Below are 24,278 nucleotides of genomic sequence, written 5' to 3'. Positions count from 1 at the left end.
GGTCCCGCCATTCATCCGGTTTTCCGCCTGACGTCTCCCTGTCTTCATCTTTGACGGTACGTCGCGCGTTGAGTGGCGTGTTGCCGGATGGGACCGCGCTTGTGTGTGCTCATCACGCTCCCAAGGTCATGCCATCCTCGGCGGTGCCGGTATGCCGCCGCGCGCACCATGTCGGGCACTATCTCACGCAACGCCCATGTCTGTTCTTCGCCACCGTGCCATTCGATGCGCGCCAACAGTCCTTGCCGTTCAAGCGTTCCCGCGTGACAACGTGCATCACCGCGCGCACGGCGGCGTCCAGTGAATGCGTGAGCACCGGGATTGCTGGAATAGGCGCGGTTCGCCATCAGATGCGTACCTAGCGCGGCGGCTAGCACGCTCATCGCAAGCAGCGCAGCGAGCCCGACCGGCTCGCCCTGTTCGGTCACAAAACCATAGCCAAGCCAGCCACACAGCAATAGCGCCGAGACATTGACGACGCCGTGGCCCGGACGCGCCGCCGCGCGCAGATCCAGCGTACCGCGCAGTGTGCAGAACGCGATCGCAGACGCGGCAAAAACCAGCGCACCGACGAAAACCGCCGCATAGAGCTCGATACGCTCGACATTCGCCCGCGCCGTCGCGGTTACCGTCGCCCTCGCCGTTCCTGTCGCCGACAGATAGCAGGCGAAGCCGCCCAACACAACGGCGAGTCCGATAGCGCTGCCAAACAACGCCACGAACCCGGGCCGCCGCGTCATAGCGCAACCCCACACGCCACGGCCAACGTATTGCTTAGCGAACCGATTCCTTCGACCGCGATCGTCACAGTGGCGCCGTCCTTGATCGATCCAACGCCGACCGACGTGCCACACGCAATCACATCACCCGGTTCGAGCGTCAAGTCTTGCGAAATCAGACGCACCTGCTCCGCAGGCGAAAACACCATATCGGCAAGCGGATAGTTCTGCCGCTCGACACCGTCGAGCGTCGTCACGAGACGCGCGGTGCGCCAGTCGAAACCGGAGACGATCGCGGGTCCGATACTGCAGAATGTATCGAAGCCCTTTGCGCGGCACCACTGCGGGAAATGGGGATTCTCGTTCAGCAGATCGGCTGCGGTCACATCGTTGACCAACGTATAGCCGAAGATCGAAGCCGCGGCCTCTTCCGCACTCGCATCGCGGCAGCGCCGTCCGATCACAATACCGAGTTCGCCTTCGTAGACGATCTTGCCCGCGTAACTGGGCGGCCGCCGGATAGCATCGCCCGAGCCGATCACCGATCCCGCCGGCTTCAGCAGAAATAGCGGATGCGCCGGCACAGGCTTGTCTAGTTTCGCCGCGAGCGCGTGGTAGTTATTCCACAGCGCAACGATCTTGCCGGGCGCACACGGCGCAAGCGGCGTGAGCGCACGCGTCGACAATACAGCGCCGGTCGGAACCGGTTGATCGAGACTCTCGTACTCGTGCAGATAACCGCCTTCCACCCGGCCGAACACGACGCCACCGTCGCTCGACATGAAACGCATCCACGTATCCATACATCGCTCCTTGATCTGTCAAATTGCGCCGGCGGTCCGCAATGCGCTGATCTGTTCGGGCGAGTAGCCGAGTTCAGTCATCACCTCGTCGGTGTGTTCGCCCAGCAACGGCGAGCGTTTGACTTCGGTCGGACTATCTGACAGTTTGATAGGATTGCCAACCGTCAAGTATTTTCCCCGAGTTGGGTGGTCCACTTCGACAATCGTTCCGGTTTTGCGCAGCGACGGCTCTTCGGCGATCTCCTTCATCGACAGGATCGGCCCGCATGGAATGTCGTATTTGTTCAGAATCTGCATGGCCTCGAACTTGGTCTTGGTCATGGTCCAGCGCTCGATCTCGGCAAAGATGTCTTTCAGATGCGGTAAGCGGGCGGCGGGCGTCGCGTAGTTCGGATCGGTGGCCCATTCTTCCTTGCCGATCACGTTGCAGATTTTCGCCCACACCGGCGCCTGCGTGATGAAGTAGATATACGCATTCGGGTCTGTCTCCCAGCCCTTGCATTTCAGAATCCAGCCTGGCTGGCCACCGCCCGAAGCATTCCCCGCGCGCGGCACCGCCTCGCCGAAGCTCCCGTTCGGATATTGCGGATACTCCTTCATCGTGCCGGTACGTTCGAGCCGCTGCTGGTCGCGCAGCTTTACACGACACAGATTGAGCACACCGTCCTGCATCGCGGCGAGCACCTTTTGCCCACGCCCGGTTTGGGTGCGCTGATACAGCGCCGTGACAATACCAAGCGCCAGATGCAAACCCGTGCCGCTGTCGCCGATCTGCGCGCCGGTCACCACCGGCGGACCATCGTCGAAACCGGTGGTCGAGGCCGCGCCACCCGCGCATTGCGCGACGTTCTCGTAGACCTTGCAGTCCTCATAAGGACCCGGGCCGAAACCCTTCACCGAAGCCACGATCATGCGCGGGTTCAATTCCTGAATGCGCTCCCATGTGAAACCCATGCGGTCGAGCGCGCCCGGCGCGAAATTCTCCACCAGCACGTCGCACTTCTGGATCAGCGCCTCGAGCACCAGCTTGCCTTCCGGGTTCTTGGTGTCGATCGTGACCGAGCGCTTGTTGTGATTGAGCATCGTGAAGTACAGGCTGTCGACGTCGGGAATATCGCGTAGCTGCTCACGCGTGATGTCACCGGCACCGGCGCGCTCCACCTTGATCACGTCCGCACCGAACCACGCGAGCAACTGCGTACAGGTCGGGCCCGATTGCACATGCGTGAAATCGAGAATGCGCACGCCGTCGAGTGCTTTACTCATGTCTTGTCTCCCATCCAGATTGTTGGTGAAGTTCGCGTTTTACTTGTACATGGTTTGATTCTTTGTACCCGGCGCGTATTCGCGCGGGTCGACCCAGATATTCACGATCGCCGAGCGGCCCGTGCGATGAATCGCTTCGCGAGCGCGCTGCAAGGCGCCGGCTATCTGCGCCGGATCGCGCACCTCTTCGCCGTGGCCGCCGAGCATTTCCGCGAACTTGCCGAACGGCACGTCGCTCAACAGATTGCCGACGTTGCCGCGCGCTTCACCGTATTTGGCGAGCTGGCCGTAGCGGATCTGATTCATCGCCGAGTTGTTGCCGATCACCGCGAGATACGGCGCGCCGAAACGGTTGGCGGTTTCCATGTCGAACGCGGTCATGCCGAACGAGCCGTCGCCGTAGTAGCACAGCACTTCTTTGTGCGGATGCGCCAGTTTGGCGGCGAGTGCAAAGCCCGTGCCGACACCGAGCGAGCCGAGCGCACCCGGGTCCATCCATTGACCAGGACGGCGGGGACGCACCGCTTGCGCGGAAATCGTGACGACGTCGCCGCCGTCGCCGATGTACACGGTGTCGTCGGAGAGGAATTCGTTGAGTTCGTAGGCGACGCGATAGGGGTGGATCGGCGTGCTGTCGGACTTGAAAAGCGGCATCAGTTTTTCGGTGGCGGCGGCTTCGGCGTCCTGCAACTGCGCCATCCATGTGCGTCGCGCCTGACGTTTGTCGCCTTTGAGACGGCCGCTCGCCGCCTGCAAAACGGCAGCCAGAATCGCGCCCGGATCGCCGACCAGACCGAGATCGATATCGCGGTTCTTGCCGACCGTGCGGTAATCCATGTCGATCTGCACCAGCGTCAACTCGCGGCTGATGCGTTTGCCGTAACCCATGCGGAAATCGAACGGCGTGCCGACGACGATCAGCACGTCGGCATTCGCAAAAGCCTGCGAGCGCGTGCGGTCGAAGTGATGCGGATCGCCCGGCGGCAGGAGTCCGCGGCTTGCGCCGTTGAAGTAGCCGGGAATGTCGAGGCCGCGCAGCAGCGCAATTGCTTCTTCATGACCGCGCGCGGTCCATACCTGCTGGCCGTACAGAATCGCGGGCCGTTCGGCATCGACGAGGATGTCGGCCAGCTTCTCGATATCGCGCGGATCGCCGATCGACCGGGTCGAGGCTCGATAGTGGCCCGGCTGCGGCACCACTGCGCGCGTCAGTTCCACTTCGCGGTCGAGCACATCGCGTGGAATTTCCAGGTATGCCGGACCGGGCGCGCCGTTGAAGCATTCGCGCGCCGCCATCGAGATCATGTCGGCAACCCGCTCGGTGCTCGGCACGCTGGCGGCGAATTTGGTGATCGGCGCCATGATGTCGACGTGCGGCAGGTCTTGCAGCGAGCCCATCTTGTGCTGCGTCAGCGCGCCTTGTCCGCCGATATGCAGGACCGGGCTTTCAGAACGGAACGCAGTCGCGATGCCCGTCACCGCGTTCATGCAACCGGGGCCCGCCGTCGTCACCACACAGCCGAGCTTGCCGGTCTGCCTTGCGTAGCCGTCCGCCGCGTGCGCGGCGACCTGCTCGTGGCGCACGTCGATGATGCGAATTCCTTCATCGACGCAGCCGTCGTAGATGTCGATGATGTGGCCGCCGCACAGGGTGAAGATCGTGTCGACTCCCTCGTTCTTCAGCGCCTTGGCCACCAGATGCCCGCCTGAGACAACGCCGGCATCGCGAGTCTTCTGCTTGAGCGTATCTTCGGCCGTCGTGCTGCCCGTGACGGAATTCCCGGATGAAACAACTGCGGACATAGTCGTCTCCTGTCCCATGCAAAGCTCTTACCCTGGTCCCATACACCCTATGTCGGCCATCAGCGATACATACCGTATGTGATATATCACGTTCAATCAAGCTCAACTTCAAGACGTGACCATCCGGCGCTTTTGTGCCAAATGCTTGACTGCACTACGTTGCAGCGGAACGGCATTACGCCGCCCCGCTCGATCCGAGGGAAAACACTGAGCGAGTGTTCGCCTCTTCATCGTTTGATATATCACATACCATATTTCACAGATCGTCAAGCAAGGCTTATCCCCTACTGCGCAATTTCCGCTGCCGGGCGACGAGACGGGAGCACTCACGGATGTGAGCCATAGACGCCCGCTGAACGCGGTATCGGGGGGATTCAGATGCCACAGCACAGCGCTATTTGCAGGCCGGCCTCGGCTGCCACAGCCAGATCGGAAAAACAAAAAAGCCCACGGTGAACACATCACCGCAGGCTTTTTTTGATCCGTCGCGCCAATCAGGCACCTAAGCAGGCACCCAACCAGGTACCTAAGCAGTCATCAATCCAGAAAATCGCAATTCGCTTCGACAAACGCCGCGAGATCGAGCGAATGCTGACGCGTAAGCCGCTCGGCAAGTTCGGTGTCGCGCTGCTCCAACGCCTCGATAATGCGCAGGTGGTCGACGATCGAACGCGACGCGCGGTCGCTCTGCGAAATGGTCATGCGGCGAATCGCCCGCACGTGGATGAAGATGTTCTTGATCGTGTCGAGAATGATCTGAGATTTCGACAACTCGACGATCGCCTGATGGAACGCGATGTTGGCGTCGGAATACTCGGCGATGTGCTCCGCCGGCGTGGCGTCGCGGAAATTGTCGAACATGTGGCGCAGGCGGGCGATTTCCTCGTCCGTGGCGTGCAGCGTGGCAAGACGCGCCGCCATACTTTCGAGCGCGGCCCACATCTGGATCATTTCGACGATCTCACGCTTGCTCTTGCGCACGATATAGATGCCGCGCCGCGGCACCATGCGCAGAAAACCTTCCTGTTCGAGCAGCGTCATCGCCTCGCGCACCGGCGTGCGGCTCACGCCCAGCGATTCGCTCAGCACCCGCTCGTCGAGACGGATTTCTTCGCGAGATTGATAGATATCCGCGTCGGCAATGGCCTGGCGGAGCATCGCATACGCCTGATCGCGCAAGCTTGCACTCGCGCCAATCGGCTGCAACGCCAACGTCAAGGGTGTGGCCACTGCTTCAGTTCGAAGTTCTGACGACATTCATCGCCTCTTGTTGAACATGCGCACGATACGGCGCCGCCCCGGTCATGGTGGCCTTCTGTTCGCCCAAACCGACGAACCGGCCATGCTGCGCTGCGAGTTGCGCAACCGGCTGCGGAATCCAGCGGGTCAACAGGACGGTGGCGGCCGAGCCTAAACCCACAACAGCGACGGCCAGCAGCGCGAGAGGAACAAATTCCATTTGCAACTCCGAATGATTGAGTGAACAGATAGCTCAATCATATGCTGCAACGCCGCATCAATCAATATTCTGTATGTAGTATATCAGACACTGTTGCTTCCAAACATCAATCCAAGGTAGCACGGATCGCCCGACGCGCAACCCGCCGGCATTGCCCCGCGATCACGCGCTGCCCTCTTTCGCCCATCCGCCACCCAGCGCCCGGTACAGCGCGATCGCGTTGGTGAGGCGCAACTGCTTCAGACGGATCAGCTCCTGCCCCGACTCGAACAGGCTGCGTTGCGCATCGAGCAATTCCAGATAGGTCGCTACACCGCTCGTGTAGCGCCGCTGCGCGAGCCGCATCCGCTCATTGTCCGCCTCATAGACGCCCTTTTGTGCATCGACTTGCGCATCGATCTGGTCACGGGCGGCAAGCGCGTCAGCCACTTCGCGAAAAGCAGTCTGAATCGTCTTTTCGTAGCCAACGATCGCGATGTCTTTACGCACCGTTGCAAGATCGAGGTTCGCGCGATTACGCCCGCCGCTGAAGATCGGCAATGTCAGTTGCGGCGCGAACGACCATACGCCCGAGCCGCCTGCGAACAGTCGGGAAAAGCCATCGCTGACCGATCCCACTTCGGTGGTGATGCGCAGGCTCGGAAAGAAGGCCGCCCGTGCTGCGCCGATATTCGCGTTCGCGGCTTTCAGGCGCTGTTCGGCCTCGCGAATATCCGGCCTGCGTGTCAGCAGATCCGACGACAAGCCGGCCGCCACCGGCATCATCGTCAGGTCGTCGAGCACCGGCGCGGTGCGCTGCAGGTCGACGGTGAAATCGCCCAGCAGCAGTTGCAGCGAACTCGCCGCCTGGGTGCGCTCGCGCGCCAGCGCAGCCAGCGATGCGCGCGCGGAGTCGACCAGCATCTGTGTTGTGCGCAACTCGATCGCGGTACTCATGCCCGCGCCATAGCGGCGCTTTGTCAGCGCGTAGATGCCTTCACGCGCGGCGAGCGTGCGGCGTGCCAGTTCCTCCTGATCGTAAAGCGCGCGCTCGGCGACATACGCCGACGCGACCTCGGCAATCAGACTGATCTGCACGGCGCGTTGCGCCTCGACGCTGGCGAGGTACTCGGCCAGCGCGGCGTCCGACAGACTCTTCACGCGTCCGAACACGTCCAGTTCGAAGGCGCTCACGCCAAGCGCCGCGCGATACTGGCTCGCCACCACGTTTTCACCGAGTGACGGATCCACGGTCCGGCCGCGGTTGTAGCTGGCAGTGCCATCGACAGAAGGCAGCCGCTCCGCGAACTGGATGCCATACAGCGCGCGCGCTTCCTGAATGCGCAAGGTTGCGGTGCGCAGGTCGCGGTTGTTGGCGAGCGCCATCTCGATCAGACGGTTCAACGCCGGGTCGGTGAAGTAGCTACGCCAGTCATCGAGATCCTGCACAGTGGAGTCGCTGCTCACGTGATTGTCCGTCACCGCCATTGCCACTGCCACGGGAAAAGCCTGCGGCACTGGCGCTGACGGACGTTCATAGCGCGGCGCCATCGAGCAGCCCGCGAGCGCCATCAGCAGCCCTGCCAGCGCCGAGCGCGCCACCTGCCCGGCGTACGCCGGCTCTTGCGCCGGTCTTTGCCTCGGGTCTTGTTGCTTCAAAACGCACTTCATTCCTGTATCTCCATTGCATTCGTCGCGGCCGGACCAGGACGCCGGCGCTTGCCGACGTTGAATAGACGCCCGACCACCACAAAGAACAGCGGCACCATGAAAATCGCCAGCACGGTCGCACTGATAATGCCGCCCAGCACCCCTGTGCCAATCGCGATCTGCGCGCCGGATGCCGCGCCCGTGGCGAACGCGAGCGGCACCACGCCAACGCCGAACGCCAGCGATGTCATCACGATCGGCCGCAAGCGCAGACGCGCGGCTTCGAGGGTTGCGTCGATCAGCGTCATGCCTTCGCCGTACAGATCTTTCGCCACCTCGACGATCAGGATCGCGTTCTTGGCCGACAGGCCGATCGTCGCGATCAGGCCGACCTTGAAGTAGATATCGTTGGGCATGCCGCGCAGCGTCACGCCCAGCACCGCGCCGATCACGCCGAGCGGCACGACCAGAACCACCGCGAGCGGAATCGACCAGCTTTCGTACAGCGCCGCGAGCGCGAGGAACACGATCAGCACCGACAGCGCAAACAGCATCGGCGCCTGCGAGCCCGACAGGCGCTCTTCGAACGATTGCCCCGACCAGTCGAAACCGATCCCCGCCGGCAATTTGCCCGCCAGCGTTTCCATCATCTGCATCGCTTCGCCGCTGCTGTGTCCGGGTGCGGCCGACCCATTCAGCGTGAACGACGGGTAACCGTTGTAGCGCGTCAATTGCGGCGGCCCCGCACGCCACTGCAGCGTGACGAACGCCGAGAGCGGCACCATCTCGCCCGCCGCATTACGCACGCGCAGCTTGCGCACATCGTCGACGTCGACGCGATTGCGTCCGTCCGCCTGCACGATCACGCGCCGCACCTGCGAGCCGTGCATGAAATCGCCGATGTAGTCGGAGCCGAACATGACGGCAAGCGTGGTGTTGATCTCGTCCATCGTCACGCCCATCGCCGCGGCCTTGTTGCGATCGATGTCGAGCACGATCTGCGGTGCGTCCGGTTGACCGGCGAACATCAGATCGGTAATGCCGGTCTGCCGGTGGCCTTCGGCCAGCAATTGTTCACGCGCCGCCACCAGCGCCGCGTAGCCGGCGCCGCCGCGGTCCTGCAAGCGGAAATCGAAACCGCTGGTCGAGCCGAGGTCCGGCAACGCGGGCGAGTTCATCGCGAATACCATGGTGTCCGGCGTGCCCGCAAAACGCTGATTCACGCGTTCGACGATGGCCTGCACATGTGCCTGGGCATCCTTACGGTCTTTCCAGTTCTTCAGCGTCGAGAAGATCATGCCGCTGCTCGGGCCGCTGCCGTAATTACTAAAGCCGCCGACCGCATATACGTATTCGACTGGCTCCTTGTCGAGCAGATAAGCCTCCACGGCCTTGATGCTCTGCATCGTTTCCGCCATCGTCGCGCCTTGCGGGCGCATCACCATGATCATGAAGTTGCCCTGGTCCTCGTCGGGCAGAAACGCGCTCGGCAGACCCGTGAACAGCATGGCCACGGTCGCACCGATGGCCGCGTACGCCGTCATCCAGCGTACTGGCTTGCGCAGAATCTTCACGACCGCACTGTGGTAGCGGCCTGTCATGCGCGCGAACATCCGGTTGAACCAGCCGAAGAAACCGCGCTTTTCATGATGACCGGCGGCGACCGGCTTGAGCAGCGTCGCGCACAAAGCCGGCGTGAGCGACAGCGCGAGAAACGCCGAAAACCCGATCGACACCGCCAGCGACAACGCAAACTGCCGGTAGATGTTGCCCACCGCGCCGCTGAAAAACGCCATCGGCAGGAACACCGAGGTCAGCACCACCGTGATGCCGATAATCGCGCCGCTGATCTGGCCCATCGCCTTCACCGTCGCGTCGTACGGCGATAGCCCTTCTTCAGCCATGATCCGTTCGACGTTCTCGACCACCACGATCGCATCGTCGACCAGAATGCCGATCGCCAGCACCATGCCGAACATGGTCAGCACGTTGATCGAGAAACCCAGCGCCAGCATCACGCCGAACGTGCCGAGCAACGCCACCGGCACGACCAGCGTCGGGATCAGGGTCGCGCGGATGTTCTGCATGAACAGGTACATCACGAGGAACACGAGAACGCCGGCTTCGATCAGCGTGCTGACGACTTTCTGGATCGAGATCTGTACGAACGACGCGGTCTCGTACGGAATCTGATAGCTCACGCCCGGCGGAAAATACTTCTTCAACTGGTCCATCGTCTCGCGCACGCGCTTGACGGTGGCGACCGCGTTCGAACCCGGTGCCATCTTGATCGCCATACCCGTCGCGGTCTTGCCGTTGACGCGTGACGTGAACGCGTAGTCGCTGCCGCCGAATTCGACCCGCGCCACGTCGCGCAGATACAGCGCCGAGCCGTCCGGCCGGGTGCGCAACGCAATGCCGCCGAATGCCTCCGGCGTACTCAGTTGACCGCCCGCGAGCACGGTGGCGCTGATCTGCGCCGAGTCCGGCACTGCCTGGTTGCCGATATCGCCGACCGTCACGCGCGCGTTGTGGCTGCGGATCGCCGCGACCAGATCGGACGCGGAGAGATTCAGCGAGGCCATGCGGATCGGGTCGGGCCAGATCCGCATGGCGTATTCGGCGCCCCAGAACTGCACCTTGCCGACGCCTTCGACACGCCGCAACGCCTGGACGACATTCGCCGACGCGAGTTCGCCGAGTTGCACTTCGTTCATGCGGCCGTCGTCGGAAGTCAGCGTGACGACAAGCTGGATGTTGTCCGCCGCCTTCTCAACGGAGACGCCGTCGCGCCGCACCGGCTCCGGCAAACGCGCCTCGACCGTCTTCAAACGGTTCTGTACTTCGACGGCGGCCAGATCGGGATTCGTGCCCTGCCTGAAGGTCAGCGTGATCGATGCCGAGCCGGCGCTGCTGGTCGCCGAGGTATACATCAGACCCGGTGCGCCGTTCATCTCGCGCTCGATCACCGCGGTCACCGATTCCTCGACGACCTGCGCCGACGCGCCTGGATAGTTCGCCCAGATGTTGACCACGGGCGGCGCGATGTCCGGGTACTGCGCGACCGGCAGCGCACGGATCGCGAAGATGCCCGTGAGCATGATGAGTAACGAAATCACCCACGCGAAGACGGGGCGATCGATAAAAAATCGAGCCATGGTGCTCTCTGATCAGTTGTGTTTCGACCGTCGCGGCGCGTGTTGGCGACGCAGCGTGGCCGGTTGCGCGTTGCGCAATTCAATTGGCGGGAACCAGCCGGTTCATCCACTACGTGCTGGCCGGCGCCTTCGCAGCGCCTGGCTGGTCCGCACTACGTTCGCTGCGTTCGCGCGGCGTGACGACGGTGCCGGGCGCAAGCGTCGCGGCGTTTTCCACAATGACGCGCTCGCCGCCCTTCAGACCACGCGTCACAAGCCAGTTGCGGCCCTTCAACTCGTTGACCTGCACGGGCACCACCGCCACCTTGCTCGCGGCGTCGACGATCTTGACCGTTGCGTCATCCGCCGTGCGGCTGACGGCATCGCGCGGCACCGCGATCGCCGCGGTATCGATCGCACGATCGAGCCTGATCCGCACGTAGGCGCCGGGCAACAATGCGCGCTGTGCATTGGGAAAGAGCGCGCGCATCGCCACCGAATCCGTGCCCGGGTCGACCGCGAGGTCGGTGAACAGCAACTTGCCGGTCTGCTCGTATTCGCTGCCGTCAGGCAGCATCAGATAAACCTTGATGTCCTTCTGCGCGACGCCTTGCACGCGTCCGGTGTCGATCGCGCGACGCAACGCTGCGACGTCCGCGGCCGGTTGCGAGAAGTTCACGTAGATCGGATCGATCTGCTCAACCGTGGTCAGCGGCGTGGCCGAATCCTGACCGACCAGCGCGCCTTCGGTCACGAGCGCGCGGCGGGCACGGCCGTCGATCGGCGCGGTGACTGTCGCGTAACTCAGTTGCAGCCGCGCCCGCTCGAGTTCGGCACGTGCCGATGCCACCTCGGCCTTCGCCTGGCGTTCTTCGATCAGCGCTTCAGTGTGATCGCGCTCGCTTACCGCGCGATCGGTGACGAGATCGTCGTAGCGCCTGCGCTTGTCGGTGGCGCCGAGCGCATTGGCTTCGGCGCGCGCCAGCGCGCCGGCAGCCACGTCCAGCGCGGCTTTCAGCGGCGCCGGGTCGATCCGGAATAGAGGCGCGTTCTTGCGCACCTCCTGCCCTTCCTCATAGAGACGCGCCGTGACAATGCCCGCTACTCGCGCACGCACTTCCGCTTGCCGGTATGCTTCGAGCCGGCCCGGCAACTCGACGCCGAGCGGTACGGCTGACGGATGGACCGTCACCACCGCGACTTCCTGCGGCGCGGCAACCGCAGCATCGGCTTGCGGATTCTGTTTGCCGCATCCCGTGAGCAGCGTGAGCAGGGTTGCTACGGCAAGCGTGATTGGAATGGCGCGTGTGGTTTTCATCTGAATCCTTTGTATCGAAGCGGTCCCCGCCGCCGGACTGCCACCACCTCGGTGTGGCAGTCCGCGAAAGGCGATCGATTATAATCAGTCATGACTGATTGAATACAGCGAAAACCCGTAAGACTGTTGCGTGGTTGAGACAGCAAAATGAAAGGTTGGTGCGAATGGCTCGCAAAACGAAAGAGGAATCGCAGAACACACGTAACGGCATCCTCGATGCCGCCGAGCTGGTGTTTCTGGAAAAAGGCGTCGCGCAAACCGCGATGGCCGATATCGCCGACGCGGCGGGCGTGTCGCGCGGCGCGGTCTACGGACACTACAAGAACAAGATCGAGGTCTGCCTCGCGATGTGCGACCGTGCATTCGCACGCGCCGCCGAGGGTTTCGAATTGGCCGAGAACGGCCCCGCACTGGAGGCGCTGCGCGAGGCGGCGCTGCACTATCTGCGGCAATGCATCGAATCGGGTTCGGTGCAGCGCGTGCTCGAGATCCTCTATATGAAGTGCGAGCAGAGTGAAGAAAACGCCCCATTGCTGCGGCGACGCACCCTTTACGACAAGCAGACGCTGCGCATCACGACCGCCCTGCTGCGTCGCGCGGTCGCCAACGGCGAGTTGCCGGCCACCCTCAACCTGCACCTCGCGAGTGTGTATTTTCAGTCGCTGGTGGAAGGCATTTTCGGCACGATGGTGTGGACCGACCGCCTGCGCGACACACCGTGGGAAGACGTCGACGCGCTGCTGCTGGCCGGCATCGACACGTTGCGCGATTCGGCGCGGCTACGGCGTACGGAACCTCGCGCCGTAAGCTGAAACAGCTTGGTGTAAACGCGTAAAACGCGCGCTATTCGCGCAGACGCGATCGATAATCGCGCAATTGGCATTGAATGCGGATTGTGAGATGGGCATCGCATCATTAACCTTCGGGAATCCTGCAACGGGTCGGCGGCGGCCGGCGCTTATTTCAACGCTTGTTACAACGTTGATTCCGGCACTGGTTCTCCGCCGCGCGATCCCGAACCGCAGTCCGAGAATCCGAAGGAGACACCCTGATGAGTACCACGATCCCCAAAGCGCCGAAAACGGCGATCGCCGGCAACGGCACGGCGCGCAGCCAGGCACGCAAGGCGGCGCTCGGCAGCTTTGTCGGTGCCGTGGTCGACTGGTACGACTTTCTGCTGTACGGCATCGTCGCCGCGCTTGTCTTCAATGCCGAGTTCTTCCCGAAGGTCAGCCCGGCGATGGGCACGCTCGCCGCATTCGCAACCTTCGGCGTCGGCTTTCTGTTCCGGCCGCTCGGCGGCTTCGTGTTCGGCCACTACGGCGACCGGCTTGGGCGCAAGCGCATGCTGGTCCTGACCGTGATGATGATGGGCCTTTCCACCGCCGCGATCGGCCTGCTGCCGGCTTTCTCCAGTATCGGCTGGTGGGCGCCTGTGCTGCTCGTGACCTTGCGCGCGATTCAGGGCTTCGCGGTCGGCGGCGAATGGGGCGGCGCGGCGTTGATGGCGGTCGAAAGCGCGCCGGAGAAGAAAAAGGCGTTCTACAGCAGCGGCGTGCAGGTTGGCTATGGGGTGGGTCTGGTGCTCTCGACCGGCCTCGTCGCGATCATCAGCCGTTCGATGGACAACGCGTCGTTCCTGAACTGGGGCTGGCGCCTGCCCTTTCTGTTCAGCGTGGTGCTGGTGCTGATCGCGCTGTGGATTCGTTCGAGCATGGAGGAGTCGAAGGAGTTCGTCGAGAAGGTCGGCCAGCACGGCGAACGCAGCGTGCGGCTGCCGATCGTCGAGGCCCTGCTGAAGCACCCCAAGGCTTTCCTGCTGATCATCGCGCTGCGTCTTGCCGAGCTGTTCACGATGTATATCGTGACGGCGTTCGCCCTGAACTACTCGACCGCCAATCTGCACATGCCGCGCGAGTTCTTCCTCACGATCGGCCTGCTGGTCGGCGCGGTGAGTTGTGTGACGATTCCCTGCTTTGCGTGGCTGGCGGACCGCTTCGGCCGCCGCCGCGTGTATATCATCGGCGCGCTGGTCGGCATGTTCAGCGCGGTGCCGTTCTTTCTCGCGCTCGAAGCACGCTCGACGGTGTGGATCGTGATCTTCGCGGTCATGCTCGCCAACGTCGCTCACGACATGGTTGTGAGCGTGCAGCAACCGATGTTCACCGAACTGTTCGGCACCGAGTATCGCTATAGCGGAGCGGGCGTCGGTTATCAGGTGGCGAGTGTGGTGGGCGGCGGCTTCACGCCGTTTATCGCGGTGGCGCTGGTCAGCTTTGCCGGTGGCTCCTGGCATCCGGTGGCGGCCTACCTGGCAATCGGCTGCCTGATCTCGGTGCTGGTGGCGGCGAAGATGAAGACCGGGCGCACGGTCGCCTGATTGACCGCGCGGTTCTCACCGCGGTTCTCAACACGCTTCTCAGCACGCTTCTCACCGCAGTTCTCACCACAAACTGTTCACTGATTGTCGCGACGGGCCGGCTTGGCGAAGGTGCCAATGCCGGCCCGCTTCTTTCTTATCCCCGCCTTCTTGCCGATTCCGGCGTCCCAATCCCCCTCCGGTCATCCGTTCCGACGCTTCGTGTCGCGCTGCCGCAATTCGACAGATTACGGTCGTATTTCACCAGGCTAACTCCTTATGTATTTACATCTCATATTGCAAAGGCCATGCTCGCGCCCTATCGTTCGTCCAATCGGGTGATATATCCATTTTGCGTACATCATATGAAATACAAATTCATATATTGATGTCATATCAAACTGTAATTTTTACACTGTGACACTCAAGCATTGTGTATGAAGCGCCGATAACAAAGAATTCCTCACCGGAGACCGACCATGAGTAGTATCACCGAGCCGAATGGCACTTCAGGCTCATCCCCATTCTTTTCCAAACAGGCCACCGTCGCGAAACCGGGGTTTTCGCGCTGGATGGTTCCGCCCGCCGCACTCGCCGTGCACCTTTGTATCGGCCAGGCATACGCCTTCTCCGTGTTCAATGGACCGTTGACCAAAGTCATCGGCATTACGCAATCCGCCCCTGACGACTGGTCGCTGACGTCGCTCGGCTGGATCTTTTCGCTGGCGATCGTGTTCCTGGGTTTGTCGGCGGCGTTTGCCGGCAAGTGGCTCGAGCATGTCGGCCCGCGCCGCACGATGTTTACCGCTGCATGCTGCTTCGGCGGCGGCTTCCTCGTCTCCGCACTCGGCGTGTATCTGCACCAGATCGCGCTGCTTTATCTCGGCTACGGCGTGATCGGCGGGATCGGACTTGGGCTCGGCTATGTGTCGCCGGTGTCGACGCTGATCCGCTGGTTCCCGGACCGTCGCGGCATGGCAACCGGTATGGCGATCATGGGCTTCGGCGGCGGTGCGATGATTGCCGCGCCGTTGTCGGTGGCGTTGATGAACCACTTCCGCAGCGCGACCAGCATCGGCGTGGCCGAAACGTTCGTCGTGCTCGGCGTTGCGTACTTCATTTCGATGTCGATCGGCGCGCTCGCGATTCGCGTGCCGCCGGCAGACTGGAAGCCGGCTGGCTGGACGCCGCCCACGACCAGCCAGAAGAAGATGATTTCGCGTAACCACGTGCACATCGATCAGGCGTTGAAGACGCCGCAGTTCTATCTGATCTGGCTGGTGCTGTTCCTCAACGTGACCGCCGGCATCGGCATACTCGGCCAGGCGTCGGTGATGATTCAGGAAAGCTTCAAGGGCACCGTGACGGCTGCCGCAGCGGCCGGTTTCGTCGGTCTGCTGTCGCTGTTCAACATGGGTGGCCGTTTCGTGTGGGCCTCGGCTTCGGACTGGCTCGGCCGCAAGAACACCTACTTCATCTTCTTCGCGCTCGGCGCCGTCCTGTACTACCTTGTGCCAGGCTTCGCGTCTTCCGGCCAGATTGCCCTGTTCGTGCTGGCGTACTGCGTGATCCTGTCGATGTACGGCGGCGGCTTCGCGACGGTGCCCGCATATCTCGCGGACATGTTCGGCACAGCGTTCGTCGGCGGCATTCACGGCCGGCTGCTGACCGCCTGGGCCGCGGCCGGGGTTGCGGGTCCGGTGCTGGTGAACTACATCCGCGCCTATCAGGTGGCGCACGGCGTCGCCAAGGCGGATGCGTACACGATGACGATCCACATCATGGTCGTGCTGCTGGTGATCGGCTTCGTCTGCAACCTGCTGGTCAAACGTGTCGACGACAAGCACCACATGACCGACGCACAACTCGCCAAAGGCGCCTAAGGAGAGACTCGCATGTCGACCGTTCAAGCCGTTCATCCGACCAACAAGGTCAAGCTCGCCGTCTTCTGGCTGTATGTGACGCTGCCGCTGGCATGGGGCGTGATCAATACGCTCTCGCAAGCGTTGAAGCTGTTCAACTAAATGTTGCGCCGCACCCCGCACGATGCAATGTGCGGGGTGCCTGCAGCAGCCGGGTCCAACGACTCATCTATCCGCGCCGGCAACGCGCGTTCTCATACTCCCCTGCCTTGGCTACCACTGGTACGCCGCACCTGCGCCGACTGTCGTCGTGGCAGAACTGATGCCCGCGCCGAGCTTCACCTTGATGCTCTGCGTCACGCGTGCCGACAAACCCACTGCCACCGCCTGATAGCCCTTGTAGCCGGCCGTCGCGACACCAATGGCAAGGTTCTTGTTCGCATCGACCTCCGGAACCATAGTCAACGCAATAGCCGACGCCGTGCCCGAATACGCATTGCGCGCGATTTCGTTCATGCCGCCCTGGAACTGCTGCATGTTCACGGCGTCTCCGGGCGCCTGTCCCGCCGCGACGTTGGTAATGCGACGCTCGTTGCCGGCCGAACCGACCGAAACCGTGTTCGACTGATCGGCAACCGACCCCTCGCCGATCGCGACCGAGTTTGGCGCACTCGCTTTCGCGCCGCCGCCAATCGCCACGGTACCGTTGCCGATCGCCTGCGCCGCGTTGCCCGCGCTGTTGACGGCGACATATGAACTGCCGCTGGCCTGAGTATTCTTCACAGCCTGATTAATGTCTCCGATCTGCTGGCCGAGATTGCCGATCTGCTGGTTAGTGTTCCAAAGTTGCGCGCCGGTAACCGCATCGCTGCTGGTAGCCGATACTTCGCCATCCTGCAGATTGGTGAGCGTGACTTTCGGCACATTGGCTGCCGTGCCGCCGAGCGTGACCTTGTCGTGCGCGGAGCTGTCGTACTGGAGCGCATTCGCCACCGACCCGCTGATGTTGCTGACCGTGGTTTGCAGTCCGGCAATATCGTTGGTGTTCTGCGTCACGCGGCCGTCAAGATTGCTGATCGCGCTGCCGACATTGTTCACAACGGTACCGTCCACGCTGTACGACGGCGCCGTCACTGAACCGTCCGGATTGACCGTTGAGCCGCCCCCCAGCGCCACCGCCGTGCTGGCCGCGTGCGTATAGAGTTGCGCGCCGTTGATCGCCTCAGCGCTGGCGGCATTCACCGAGCCGGGCGCCACGCCGGTGAGCACCCGGTTGCCCGCCGTGCCGGCCATGTTGATCAGCCCTCCGTCGGTCGTCGCGCCGATGTTGATGGCGCGTGACACGGGATCCTGCGTGACGATGCCGATGCCGCCGGTCTCCATGTTTTGCTGCAACGTGGTGAGCCCGCTGTCGAGCGAGCCGAGCGCGTCGCCGACCGTAGTTTGCGTACCACCTTGCATGTGATACGTGGGACCGCTCACCGAACCATCGGCATTGATCTGCGCGCCGCCGCCGAGCGCCGCCACCATGGGCCTGACCTGACCGACATTGACTGCGGACGTATCCGTGGTGCCAGCAGCGATACCCGTCAGCTCGCGGGCGCCGCCAGTGCCGGCGAAGTCGACGCTGGCGCCGTCGGTATCCTTGGCCACCGTGAGATTGCGCGACGCCTGATCTTGCTGGACAAGGCCGATCTCGCCGTTCGTGATCTGATTCGTGATATTGCTCACGTCCCCTTCGATCGTGGTGGCGCGCGCGTCGAGGTTGGTGATCTGCGTGGTGTTATTCGTGACGCGCTGATCGAGGTTCGCGATAGTGCCGGTGTTGGCGGCAATATCGGCGGTGTTCTGCTCTACGGCCTGGTTGGTCGCGAACAGTTGCGCGCCGTTCACGGCATCCGAGCTGTCGGCGGCGAGCGCTCCGGCAAACACGTTGGTGATCCGCACCGGCGTGCCGGTGTTCCCCAATGTCACCGTGTCATGCGAGGTCGAGTCGTATTGGACCGCATCCGCCGTTGCTGCCTCACCGGTGATGGCCAGAGCGGACAACGCCGCGCCGACGTCGTTATAGGTTCCACCTCCAATTGTGTACGTTGGCTTCGTGACGGTTCCGTCCGAGGCGACACCCGCACCGCCGCCCATCGCAGCCATCGCGCCCTTCAGTTGGGAGATATTCACGACGTCATTGTTCTGGGTGCCGGCTGCGACATTGATGATCTGACGCTGCGAGGTGCCACTACCCACGGAGACCACATTGGGGCGGTCGGCCGTGGAATCGGCTCCCAACGCCACGGAACCAGCGGCGCTGGCGCTCGCGCCGGAGCCGAATGCAATCGCTTTCGCAGCGGCCGTTGCAATAAACGCATTGCTGCCCGCAGCGATGGAATCTTCCGCGTTCGTCTGAACGTTCGTGCCGATGGCCAACGCGTTAGCACCCTGTACTTTCGCGAGATAACCAATCGCAACGCCGTTGCTAGCGTAGGAATTGGTCGTGGCGCCGGCGCCAATAACCGTTGAATTCACCGCCAGCGCCCCCGCCCCTGAGCCCACTGCGGTGGCATTATTCAACGCCGCCCCCGAACTCGCGCCGACCGCCAGCGAACCGTCACCCAGGGCAGTCGCTCCAACACCGACCGCCATGGCGTTCTCTCCGTATAGCGCTGTCGTCGTCAAACCTGGTGTAATCACCGGACTGACGGCGATGTACTGGGCGACCGGTACGTCGTCTGCAGAAACCACGGCGCCCGCCCCCAGTAGTCTGGAACTGTTCCCCGTGGATGCAAGCGGCTGGGAAACCGCCGCCAACAGGTCAGCGCCGGCGCTGGCAGGTGCGTTGATCATCGCATTGAGCGGCTTCTTCGACGCGCTGCTGTTCATCGGAAAGACGGGATCCAATGTTCCAGTCACCGCGACACAATCTGCGTTGCCCGCCCCACACTCAGCCGCACCTACCGGCAGCGAAAACGCCAGCACACCCAACAATCCCGCGCTGGCGGCCACCAGCGCTCCACTGGCCGACGCGCCCTTCGCGCCCCGGCCTTTCGCCACCTCGGACGCGGCAGCATACGTTCGAGTCGCACCATTCCAAACAGTCTTATAGGTCTTATTCAACATTCCTCCCAATCTTTTTGCCGAAATCCAGGTCTGACGTCTTTTTTAAGACATCCTAAATAATTGACTCAAACGCCGAGAAACTTAAGAACGCGGCGCGCTTTCTCTCGATCGACAAGCGCACCGCCGCCAGTTTGCCGCCAACCACCGGGATGGCCGGCATACATAGGTAAGTCAAACGTCCAAAAATTTAAGAATGCATCGCGCTGTCACCAGCAGACAGACGCGACATGCCTAGTTTGCCGTCAGCGCACGCGACGGAAAATACGAAAACTCCTAAAAGAAATTTTTTAGCCTGAATAAGTACAAACGGCATACCCCGCTTAGGACGGAAAGTGCCAAACGTCTTAGTTCGATCGGGATATTTCTAGGCGAGGTTAAGACGCGCTCTTAACGCCTCTTAACTCTGGGGGGGCAGACATTGAGTGCACAGCGTGGCGCCGCGCGCCACACGGGTGTTGAGCGAGGAAGCGAGCGGTCTGAGGCCGCTCGCGGAGGTGAGACTGCTGCGCTCGCAGCGCTCATCAGAAAAGTAACCTCAGAAATCGCCCGCGCAAGCGCACCCGCCGACGACTTCGCGCGTCAGATCTTCTCGAACAGCACGTCTTGCGCACCTTCCCACAGCACCTTGGTGCCGAGTTCGCGCAATTTTTCCTGGCCTTCGACGATGGTCAGGAAGTGATTGCCCGCGAGTTGGCCCATCTTGCTCGCGAAGCAGCACGACCCGTACGCGAGGATGATCTCCGTTTCGCTGTAGCCGCCCGGATAGAACAGGATGTCGCCAACCGACGGATGGCTCGTGTGATTTTCGAAGCCGACCGCCGCGCCGTCGTTTTCGAGTTTGAAGTCGCCAAGCGGAACCCAACAGCCCTCACCGCTCCAGCGCACGTGAATGATCTTCTGACGGTACGGCAGAAGCTTCAGAAAGGCCGCCACCGTTTGCGGCGCGTCCGGATGAGTTTCGGCGGTGAAGACATGGCCGCAGGAGGTGATTCGAAGTCGGGTCATTGCTGGGTATCCCTGTGACGGGTTGAATGGAAAGGCCGGTCAGACGCTGGCTGGGGCGAGGCTACAGGCGCAACATTCTGTCGGCCGGTGCAAGGCTTCGACAGATACACTTGCCGTCCATCTGGTCAGGCCAGTTGGACCAGTGGCGAGGACTGCCACGCGGAAAGCAGATCGGCGCATCCCGGCCGCGAGCCACGAGGCGCCACGGCAACACTCCACAATCCCGCAGAGGCAACCGACACTGCCGGCTCACTGCTTCATCATGGAGTGAGCACGTTGGCGGCAAACCGGCCTGAACACCATTCAGGCCCGGCCGTGCCAGCTCTATTGCCGGCCACGCCACGAAACTTCGTAGTTTGCAAGCGATGCAATGCGCAGCAAACTGCGAAAAGCGCATAACGTCTGTTCTGGCAATTCAACGGACGGCGAAGCTGGCGACGGAATCGGCATCACCGCGAAAGTTTCACGCGTCGCCGCGAGATCCTTGCCCTCGAAACCCCTGCGACCACCTTGACATGCCAGGCCACGCGCGGCCGAAACTTCACCGCGCCGCCCGGCAGAACAGCCTGTCGCAACCGGCGAACGCCCGCGCGCCACCAGGCGTCGGCGTAGCGCTCGGGCATCGCATCTGGCAAGCCGTCCGCACGACCCAGCCGCGCAACCCGACTCTTAGCCGCGCAGTCGGTAGGCAAGCGGCGTCACGCCGTAGCCACGCTTGAACTGCACGGAGAAATGACTGGCGTTCTCGAAACCAACCGCAAGCGCGATTTGCAGCACCGGCTGATCGGTGGCGCGCAGCAGCCTCGCCGCTTCCTCGAGCCGCAAGCGCGTAACGAACTGATGAGGTGTTTCACCGGTCTCGCGGCGAAACACACGAGCAAAATGAAAACTACTTAACCCGGCCTGCGCGGCCAGCTCGCCAATGGCCAGATCGGCGGCAAGATTAGCGCGAATGTAATCGGTTACACGGCGAATGCGGCGCGGCACCAGGCGCTCGGGATGCGGCGGCAAGCCGGCCTTGGCGTCACGGCCGCGCGAATAGTGTTGCAACAGATGAGCGGCGAGCGCGTGGGCCAGCGCGTCGACATACAGCCGCGAGTCGGCAGGGTCGCCCGCGGCGCGATGCAGTGCGCCGAGCATCGCGGCGATCAGTGGATCGTGAAACTGCATCGCGTCGCCAAGCGACAGCTCGCGCGAGCCGCCCAGTTCCATCTGGTCGGCGACGCTGTCGATCAGGCTGCGCTCCAGATGCAAATGGACGGTCGACAGCGGCTCATCGCTGATCGAACGCCAGCGCCACGAAATCGGCACGGGCGGCACGAACCAGACGTCGCCCATGCGCAGGTCGGCGCTCTCCCAGTGCCCATTTACGTTGCGCTCGAGGTGCTCGGCGCCGCTGCCGAGCGTCATCAACGTGACGTCCTGCAGGCCAGGTGCTTCCAGCAACTCCTGCTCGGCCGGCTCGAGATACGAGCGCAGCACCAGGTGCCGCCACGGGCGATCCACGCTCGACACCAGTTTCTGGCCCGCCATATAGCGGTCGTAGGCAAGCGTCGTTGTCAGCCTTGGAATTTTTGCCATCACGTCTCTTCCTGGGAGGTCCCGTATGTATATGTGCAAACCCTGTCACACCCGCGTCACCGGTTAGAGGTCAGCGCAAGATCTCAAAAATGATAGCAAGGAACCGGCTACCGTAATATTTGGAAATAGTTAATTATCCAGGTTGTCGTCTTTCACGCGTCTCGAACGCTGGAGCTACCGTTTCATGGAACACGAATGCGATACGCTGCCGCATTGGCTGACCGGCTCGCCGCAAGGCGAGGCCAGCCACGTGTCGGCGGCTTACAACTCAGCGGTTACCGCACAACCGGCTTACCCGGCCGGCACGCGGCAACCCGAGAATTCAGCCCACGCGGCTGAAGCATCCCGGGCATCCGCCCGCACCGCATCAGGCATCGCGCCCGCAGGTTTCCTCACGCTCTTCACCGAGGAGGAGATCGGCACGCCTTCGCCCGCCGCGCGGCGGGCCGCGCCGATAATCAGTCCGCTGGTGCGATTTGGCAGCGCGCAGGACCGCATGGAGTTTGTGCGGCGGCGCATCAAGCAACTCGGCTTCGACTCGTTCAGCTATTCAGCCACGCGCACCACCGCGCACCACAAGACGATGTTCGTGCTGACGAGCTACGAGTCGCAGCCATGGCTCACGCGCTATTTCCGCGAGCGTTATTTCGAGCTCGATCCGCGCGTCGCCCTGGCGTCGCCGACCGGCATGCCGTTCCTCTGGAACATCGCCGACATGCGCGCCGACCTGCCGCGTGCGCAGATGCGCAGCGAAAGGCTCGGCGGGCTGATCGACATGCTGGAGGCCACCGGGCGCAAAAGCGGGATTCTTACGCAGATGCCGCTGCCCGAGCCGGAGTTGAGCGCGAGCCTGTGCTTCAACTCGGAGATCGGCAACCCGCGCTGGATGACGGAGTCGATCGTGGCCGAAACGCTGATGTTCGCGCACACGATCCACGAATTCATCTGGACGCACGCGAAAAGCGTGATCGGGATCGCGCCCACGCAGCAGCAGCGCGTCACGTTGAGCGAGTTGCAGCACGCGGTGCTGAAGGCGGTCGTGCAGGGGCAGCGCGACAAGGAAATTGCATATTTCCTCGGGCTGTCGCCGCATAACGTCGACTATCACCTGCGGCGCTTGCGGCAGTTGTTCAACGTGCGCAATCGCGTGCAGTTGATCAACGTGGCGCAGGGGTATGTAACGTAAGGGAACAGGAAGGAACGCTGCGGCCGCGCGCTTATCGCGCCGGCCGCAGGATTTGAACTTTAACGCCGCACTCACGCCGCCCGATGGGCGGCGCCCACCCTCAAACGCTGCGCATGGTGCGCAGGCAATCCGCCGCGAGTTGCTGGTAAAGCCGGGTTCCGGACGATTTCGCCACGATCTCGTCATCGCTCAGCGTACGCACCACGCGCCCGGGCACTCCGGCCACCAGCACGCCCGCCGGCACCCGCCAATCCTTCTTGACGAACGCACAGGCGGCCACGATGCTCGCCGTGCCGAGCACAACGCCGTCCATCACGACGGCGTGCATGCCGACCATCGTGTTCGGCTCGAGGGTCGCGCCGTGAATGATCGCGCTATGCCCGACGTGGCTGTCCACGCCAAGCCGGCACGTATTCGCCACGCCGGTGTGCAGCACGCAACTGTCCTGCACGTTGCTGCCACGCTCCACCACCACCGCGCCGAAATCCCCCCGCAGGCTCGCATGCGGTCCGATGTAGCAGCAGGCAGCCACCGTCACATCGCCGATCAGCACCGCGCTCGGATGAACGTACGCTGACGGATCGACGCGCGGCCGCTTGCCGTTGAACTCGTAGAGCGCCATCGTGCCGCCGTTCCGGTTCAGCTCGCCTGCGCGAGCACGTGATAATCGTCCGCGCCCCAGTACGCACGCATGCGCAGAATCTTGCCGGCGGCGTCGAAGTCCATCACGTCGGTCACGTCGATGTGCGCGGGCCGGCCGTCCTGCCCCGTGATATGCACGCGAAAGCTGATCGACGCGCTATTGCCGTGCGAGCCGCGCGGCGGCGCCATCAGTTCGAGCCGGGCCCCCACCGAGGTCGCGTATGTATAGAACGTCTCGATCTCGCCTTTGCCCTCTTTCAAGGGGGTGCCGACCGGGTCCTCGACGCTCGCGTTGTCGGCGAACAGCGCGATGACGCGCGCGGCGTCGGCCGCATTGAACGCCTCGATATAGTCGACGAGGCGCGCCTTCATGGTTTCGCTGGTGTTCATCGGTT

19 protein-coding genes are annotated in these 24,278 nt (G+C 62.7%); 5 read left to right on the top strand and 14 right to left on the bottom strand.

Annotated elements, in window-relative coordinates:
- Positions 1 to 44 precede the first annotated feature (44 nt).
- From PQR67_RS25075 to PQR67_RS25035, 9 genes are all read right to left on the bottom strand, one after another.
- Positions 45 to 740 (bottom strand): NAD(P)(+) transhydrogenase (Re/Si-specific) subunit beta, encoded by a 696-nt coding sequence (locus PQR67_RS25075; RefSeq protein WP_408465167.1) that lies wholly within the window; start codon positions 738 to 740, stop codon positions 45 to 47.
- Positions 737 to 1,522, bottom strand: coding sequence for a fumarylacetoacetate hydrolase family protein (locus PQR67_RS25070; protein ID WP_408465165.1), 786 nt, complete (start codon positions 1,520 to 1,522; stop codon positions 737 to 739). The genes PQR67_RS25075 and PQR67_RS25070 overlap by 4 nt, the downstream gene beginning before the upstream one ends.
- A gap of 18 nt (positions 1,523 to 1,540) precedes the next feature.
- Complete coding sequence (gene frc, locus PQR67_RS25065) at positions 1,541 to 2,788, bottom strand: formyl-CoA transferase (protein ID WP_408465163.1); 1,248 nt, start codon at positions 2,786 to 2,788, stop codon at positions 1,541 to 1,543.
- A gap of 39 nt (positions 2,789 to 2,827) precedes the next feature.
- Positions 2,828 to 4,591 carry a thiamine pyrophosphate-binding protein gene (locus PQR67_RS25060; protein WP_408465161.1) on the bottom strand — a complete coding sequence of 588 codons (1,764 nt, stop codon included), beginning with the start codon at positions 4,589 to 4,591 and terminating at the stop codon, positions 2,828 to 2,830.
- Between the two features lie 537 nt (positions 4,592 to 5,128).
- Complete coding sequence (locus PQR67_RS25055) at positions 5,129 to 5,848, bottom strand: GntR family transcriptional regulator (RefSeq protein ID WP_408465159.1); 720 nt, start codon at positions 5,846 to 5,848, stop codon at positions 5,129 to 5,131.
- Entirely contained in the window at positions 5,826 to 6,050 is a 225-nt protein-coding gene (locus PQR67_RS25050; protein WP_408465157.1) for a hypothetical protein, read from the bottom strand. The genes PQR67_RS25055 and PQR67_RS25050 overlap by 23 nt, the downstream gene beginning before the upstream one ends.
- A gap of 162 nt (positions 6,051 to 6,212) precedes the next feature.
- Complete coding sequence (locus PQR67_RS25045; protein ID WP_408465155.1) at positions 6,213 to 7,700, bottom strand: efflux transporter outer membrane subunit; 1,488 nt, start codon at positions 7,698 to 7,700, stop codon at positions 6,213 to 6,215.
- Entirely contained in the window at positions 7,697 to 10,837 is a 3,141-nt protein-coding gene (locus PQR67_RS25040; RefSeq protein WP_408465153.1) for a multidrug efflux RND transporter permease subunit, read from the bottom strand. The genes PQR67_RS25045 and PQR67_RS25040 overlap by 4 nt, the downstream gene beginning before the upstream one ends.
- Positions 10,838 to 10,946: 109 nt before the next feature.
- Complete coding sequence (locus tag PQR67_RS25035) at positions 10,947 to 12,134, bottom strand: MexX/AxyX family multidrug efflux RND transporter periplasmic adaptor subunit (protein ID WP_408465151.1); 1,188 nt, start codon at positions 12,132 to 12,134, stop codon at positions 10,947 to 10,949.
- A 164-nt stretch (positions 12,135 to 12,298) separates the two neighbouring features.
- Between PQR67_RS25035 and PQR67_RS25030 the strand changes: the two genes are divergently transcribed.
- The 4 genes from PQR67_RS25030 to PQR67_RS25015 all read left to right on the top strand — a co-directional run bounded on the left by PQR67_RS25030 (position 12,299) and on the right by PQR67_RS25015 (position 16,517).
- The gene (locus PQR67_RS25030) at positions 12,299 to 12,946 is read left to right on the top strand and encodes a TetR family transcriptional regulator (protein ID WP_408465149.1); all 648 of its coding nucleotides are present in this window, start codon (positions 12,299 to 12,301) and stop codon (positions 12,944 to 12,946) included.
- Positions 12,947 to 13,185: 239 nt separating this feature from the next.
- Entirely contained in the window at positions 13,186 to 14,514 is a 1,329-nt protein-coding gene (shiA, locus tag PQR67_RS25025; protein ID WP_408465147.1) for a shikimate transporter, read from the top strand.
- A 458-nt stretch (positions 14,515 to 14,972) separates the two neighbouring features.
- A complete protein-coding gene (locus PQR67_RS25020; protein ID WP_408465145.1) occupies positions 14,973 to 16,376 on the top strand; it encodes an L-lactate MFS transporter in 1,404 nt (467 codons plus the stop codon).
- Between the two features lie 12 nt (positions 16,377 to 16,388).
- Positions 16,389 to 16,517 carry an MFS transporter small subunit gene (locus tag PQR67_RS25015; protein ID WP_408465143.1) on the top strand — a complete coding sequence of 43 codons (129 nt, stop codon included), beginning with the start codon at positions 16,389 to 16,391 and terminating at the stop codon, positions 16,515 to 16,517.
- A 111-nt stretch (positions 16,518 to 16,628) separates the two neighbouring features.
- On the opposite strand, the gene PQR67_RS25010 is transcribed toward PQR67_RS25015, so the two are convergent.
- The 3 genes from PQR67_RS25010 to PQR67_RS25000 all read right to left on the bottom strand — a co-directional run bounded on the left by PQR67_RS25010 (position 16,629) and on the right by PQR67_RS25000 (position 22,055).
- Entirely contained in the window at positions 16,629 to 19,469 is a 2,841-nt protein-coding gene (locus PQR67_RS25010) for a YadA-like family protein (protein ID WP_408465141.1), read from the bottom strand.
- A gap of 579 nt (positions 19,470 to 20,048) precedes the next feature.
- On the bottom strand, positions 20,049 to 20,474 hold the full coding sequence (locus tag PQR67_RS25005) for a DUF3830 family protein (RefSeq protein ID WP_408465139.1): 426 nt from the start codon (positions 20,472 to 20,474) through the stop codon (positions 20,049 to 20,051).
- Positions 20,475 to 21,143: 669 nt separating this feature from the next.
- Complete coding sequence (locus tag PQR67_RS25000) at positions 21,144 to 22,055, bottom strand: AraC family transcriptional regulator (protein WP_408465137.1); 912 nt, start codon at positions 22,053 to 22,055, stop codon at positions 21,144 to 21,146.
- Between the two features lie 184 nt (positions 22,056 to 22,239).
- Here PQR67_RS25000 and PQR67_RS24995 point away from each other — a divergent pair, with 184 nt between their 5' ends.
- Positions 22,240 to 23,241 carry a helix-turn-helix transcriptional regulator gene (locus PQR67_RS24995; protein WP_408465135.1) on the top strand — a complete coding sequence of 334 codons (1,002 nt, stop codon included), beginning with the start codon at positions 22,240 to 22,242 and terminating at the stop codon, positions 23,239 to 23,241.
- A gap of 100 nt (positions 23,242 to 23,341) precedes the next feature.
- On the opposite strand, the gene PQR67_RS24990 is transcribed toward PQR67_RS24995, so the two are convergent.
- A complete protein-coding gene (locus PQR67_RS24990) occupies positions 23,342 to 23,863 on the bottom strand; it encodes an LbetaH domain-containing protein (protein WP_408465133.1) in 522 nt (173 codons plus the stop codon).
- 17 nt (positions 23,864 to 23,880) lie between these two features.
- The gene (locus PQR67_RS24985) at positions 23,881 to 24,273 is read right to left on the bottom strand and encodes a nuclear transport factor 2 family protein (RefSeq protein WP_408465131.1); all 393 of its coding nucleotides are present in this window, start codon (positions 24,271 to 24,273) and stop codon (positions 23,881 to 23,883) included.
- Positions 24,274 to 24,278: the final 5 nt, after the last annotated feature.

This window comes from Paraburkholderia fungorum (assembly GCF_046026025.1).
In the GTDB taxonomy this organism is placed as follows: domain Bacteria; phylum Pseudomonadota; class Gammaproteobacteria; order Burkholderiales; family Burkholderiaceae; genus Paraburkholderia; species Paraburkholderia fungorum_E.
This window is presented reverse-complemented; position numbering and strand designations above follow the sequence as displayed.

Excerpts from the sequence above, each read along its gene's own strand:
- PQR67_RS25035 (WP_408465151.1), bottom strand. The coding sequence starts at position 12,134 with ATGAAAACCACACGCGCCATTCCAATCACGCTTGCCGTAGCAACCCTG.
- PQR67_RS25005 (WP_408465139.1), bottom strand. The coding sequence starts at position 20,474 with ATGACCCGACTTCGAATCACCTCCTGCGGCCATGTCTTCACCGCCGAA.
- PQR67_RS24990 (WP_408465133.1), bottom strand. The coding sequence starts at position 23,863 with ATGGCGCTCTACGAGTTCAACGGCAAGCGGCCGCGCGTCGATCCGTCA.
- PQR67_RS25050 (WP_408465157.1), bottom strand. The coding sequence starts at position 6,050 with ATGGAATTTGTTCCTCTCGCGCTGCTGGCCGTCGCTGTTGTGGGTTTA.
- shiA (WP_408465147.1), top strand. The coding sequence starts at position 13,186 with ATGAGTACCACGATCCCCAAAGCGCCGAAAACGGCGATCGCCGGCAAC.
- PQR67_RS25055 (WP_408465159.1), bottom strand. The coding sequence starts at position 5,848 with ATGTCGTCAGAACTTCGAACTGAAGCAGTGGCCACACCCTTGACGTTG.
- PQR67_RS25010 (WP_408465141.1), bottom strand. The coding sequence starts at position 19,469 with ATGTTGAATAAGACCTATAAGACTGTTTGGAATGGTGCGACTCGAACG.
- PQR67_RS25020 (WP_408465145.1), top strand. The coding sequence starts at position 14,973 with ATGAGTAGTATCACCGAGCCGAATGGCACTTCAGGCTCATCCCCATTC.
- PQR67_RS25040 (WP_408465153.1), bottom strand. The coding sequence starts at position 10,837 with ATGGCTCGATTTTTTATCGATCGCCCCGTCTTCGCGTGGGTGATTTCG.
- PQR67_RS25030 (WP_408465149.1), top strand. The coding sequence starts at position 12,299 with ATGGCTCGCAAAACGAAAGAGGAATCGCAGAACACACGTAACGGCATC.
- PQR67_RS25045 (WP_408465155.1), bottom strand. The coding sequence starts at position 7,700 with ATGAAGTGCGTTTTGAAGCAACAAGACCCGAGGCAAAGACCGGCGCAA.
- PQR67_RS24985 (WP_408465131.1), bottom strand. The coding sequence starts at position 24,273 with ATGAACACCAGCGAAACCATGAAGGCGCGCCTCGTCGACTATATCGAG.
- PQR67_RS25075 (WP_408465167.1), bottom strand. The coding sequence starts at position 740 with ATGACGCGGCGGCCCGGGTTCGTGGCGTTGTTTGGCAGCGCTATCGGA.
- frc (WP_408465163.1), bottom strand. The coding sequence starts at position 2,788 with ATGAGTAAAGCACTCGACGGCGTGCGCATTCTCGATTTCACGCATGTG.
- PQR67_RS25060 (WP_408465161.1), bottom strand. The coding sequence starts at position 4,591 with ATGTCCGCAGTTGTTTCATCCGGGAATTCCGTCACGGGCAGCACGACG.
- PQR67_RS25015 (WP_408465143.1), top strand. The coding sequence starts at position 16,389 with ATGTCGACCGTTCAAGCCGTTCATCCGACCAACAAGGTCAAGCTCGCC.
- PQR67_RS24995 (WP_408465135.1), top strand. The coding sequence starts at position 22,240 with ATGGAACACGAATGCGATACGCTGCCGCATTGGCTGACCGGCTCGCCG.
- PQR67_RS25070 (WP_408465165.1), bottom strand. The coding sequence starts at position 1,522 with ATGGATACGTGGATGCGTTTCATGTCGAGCGACGGTGGCGTCGTGTTC.
- PQR67_RS25000 (WP_408465137.1), bottom strand. The coding sequence starts at position 22,055 with ATGGCAAAAATTCCAAGGCTGACAACGACGCTTGCCTACGACCGCTAT.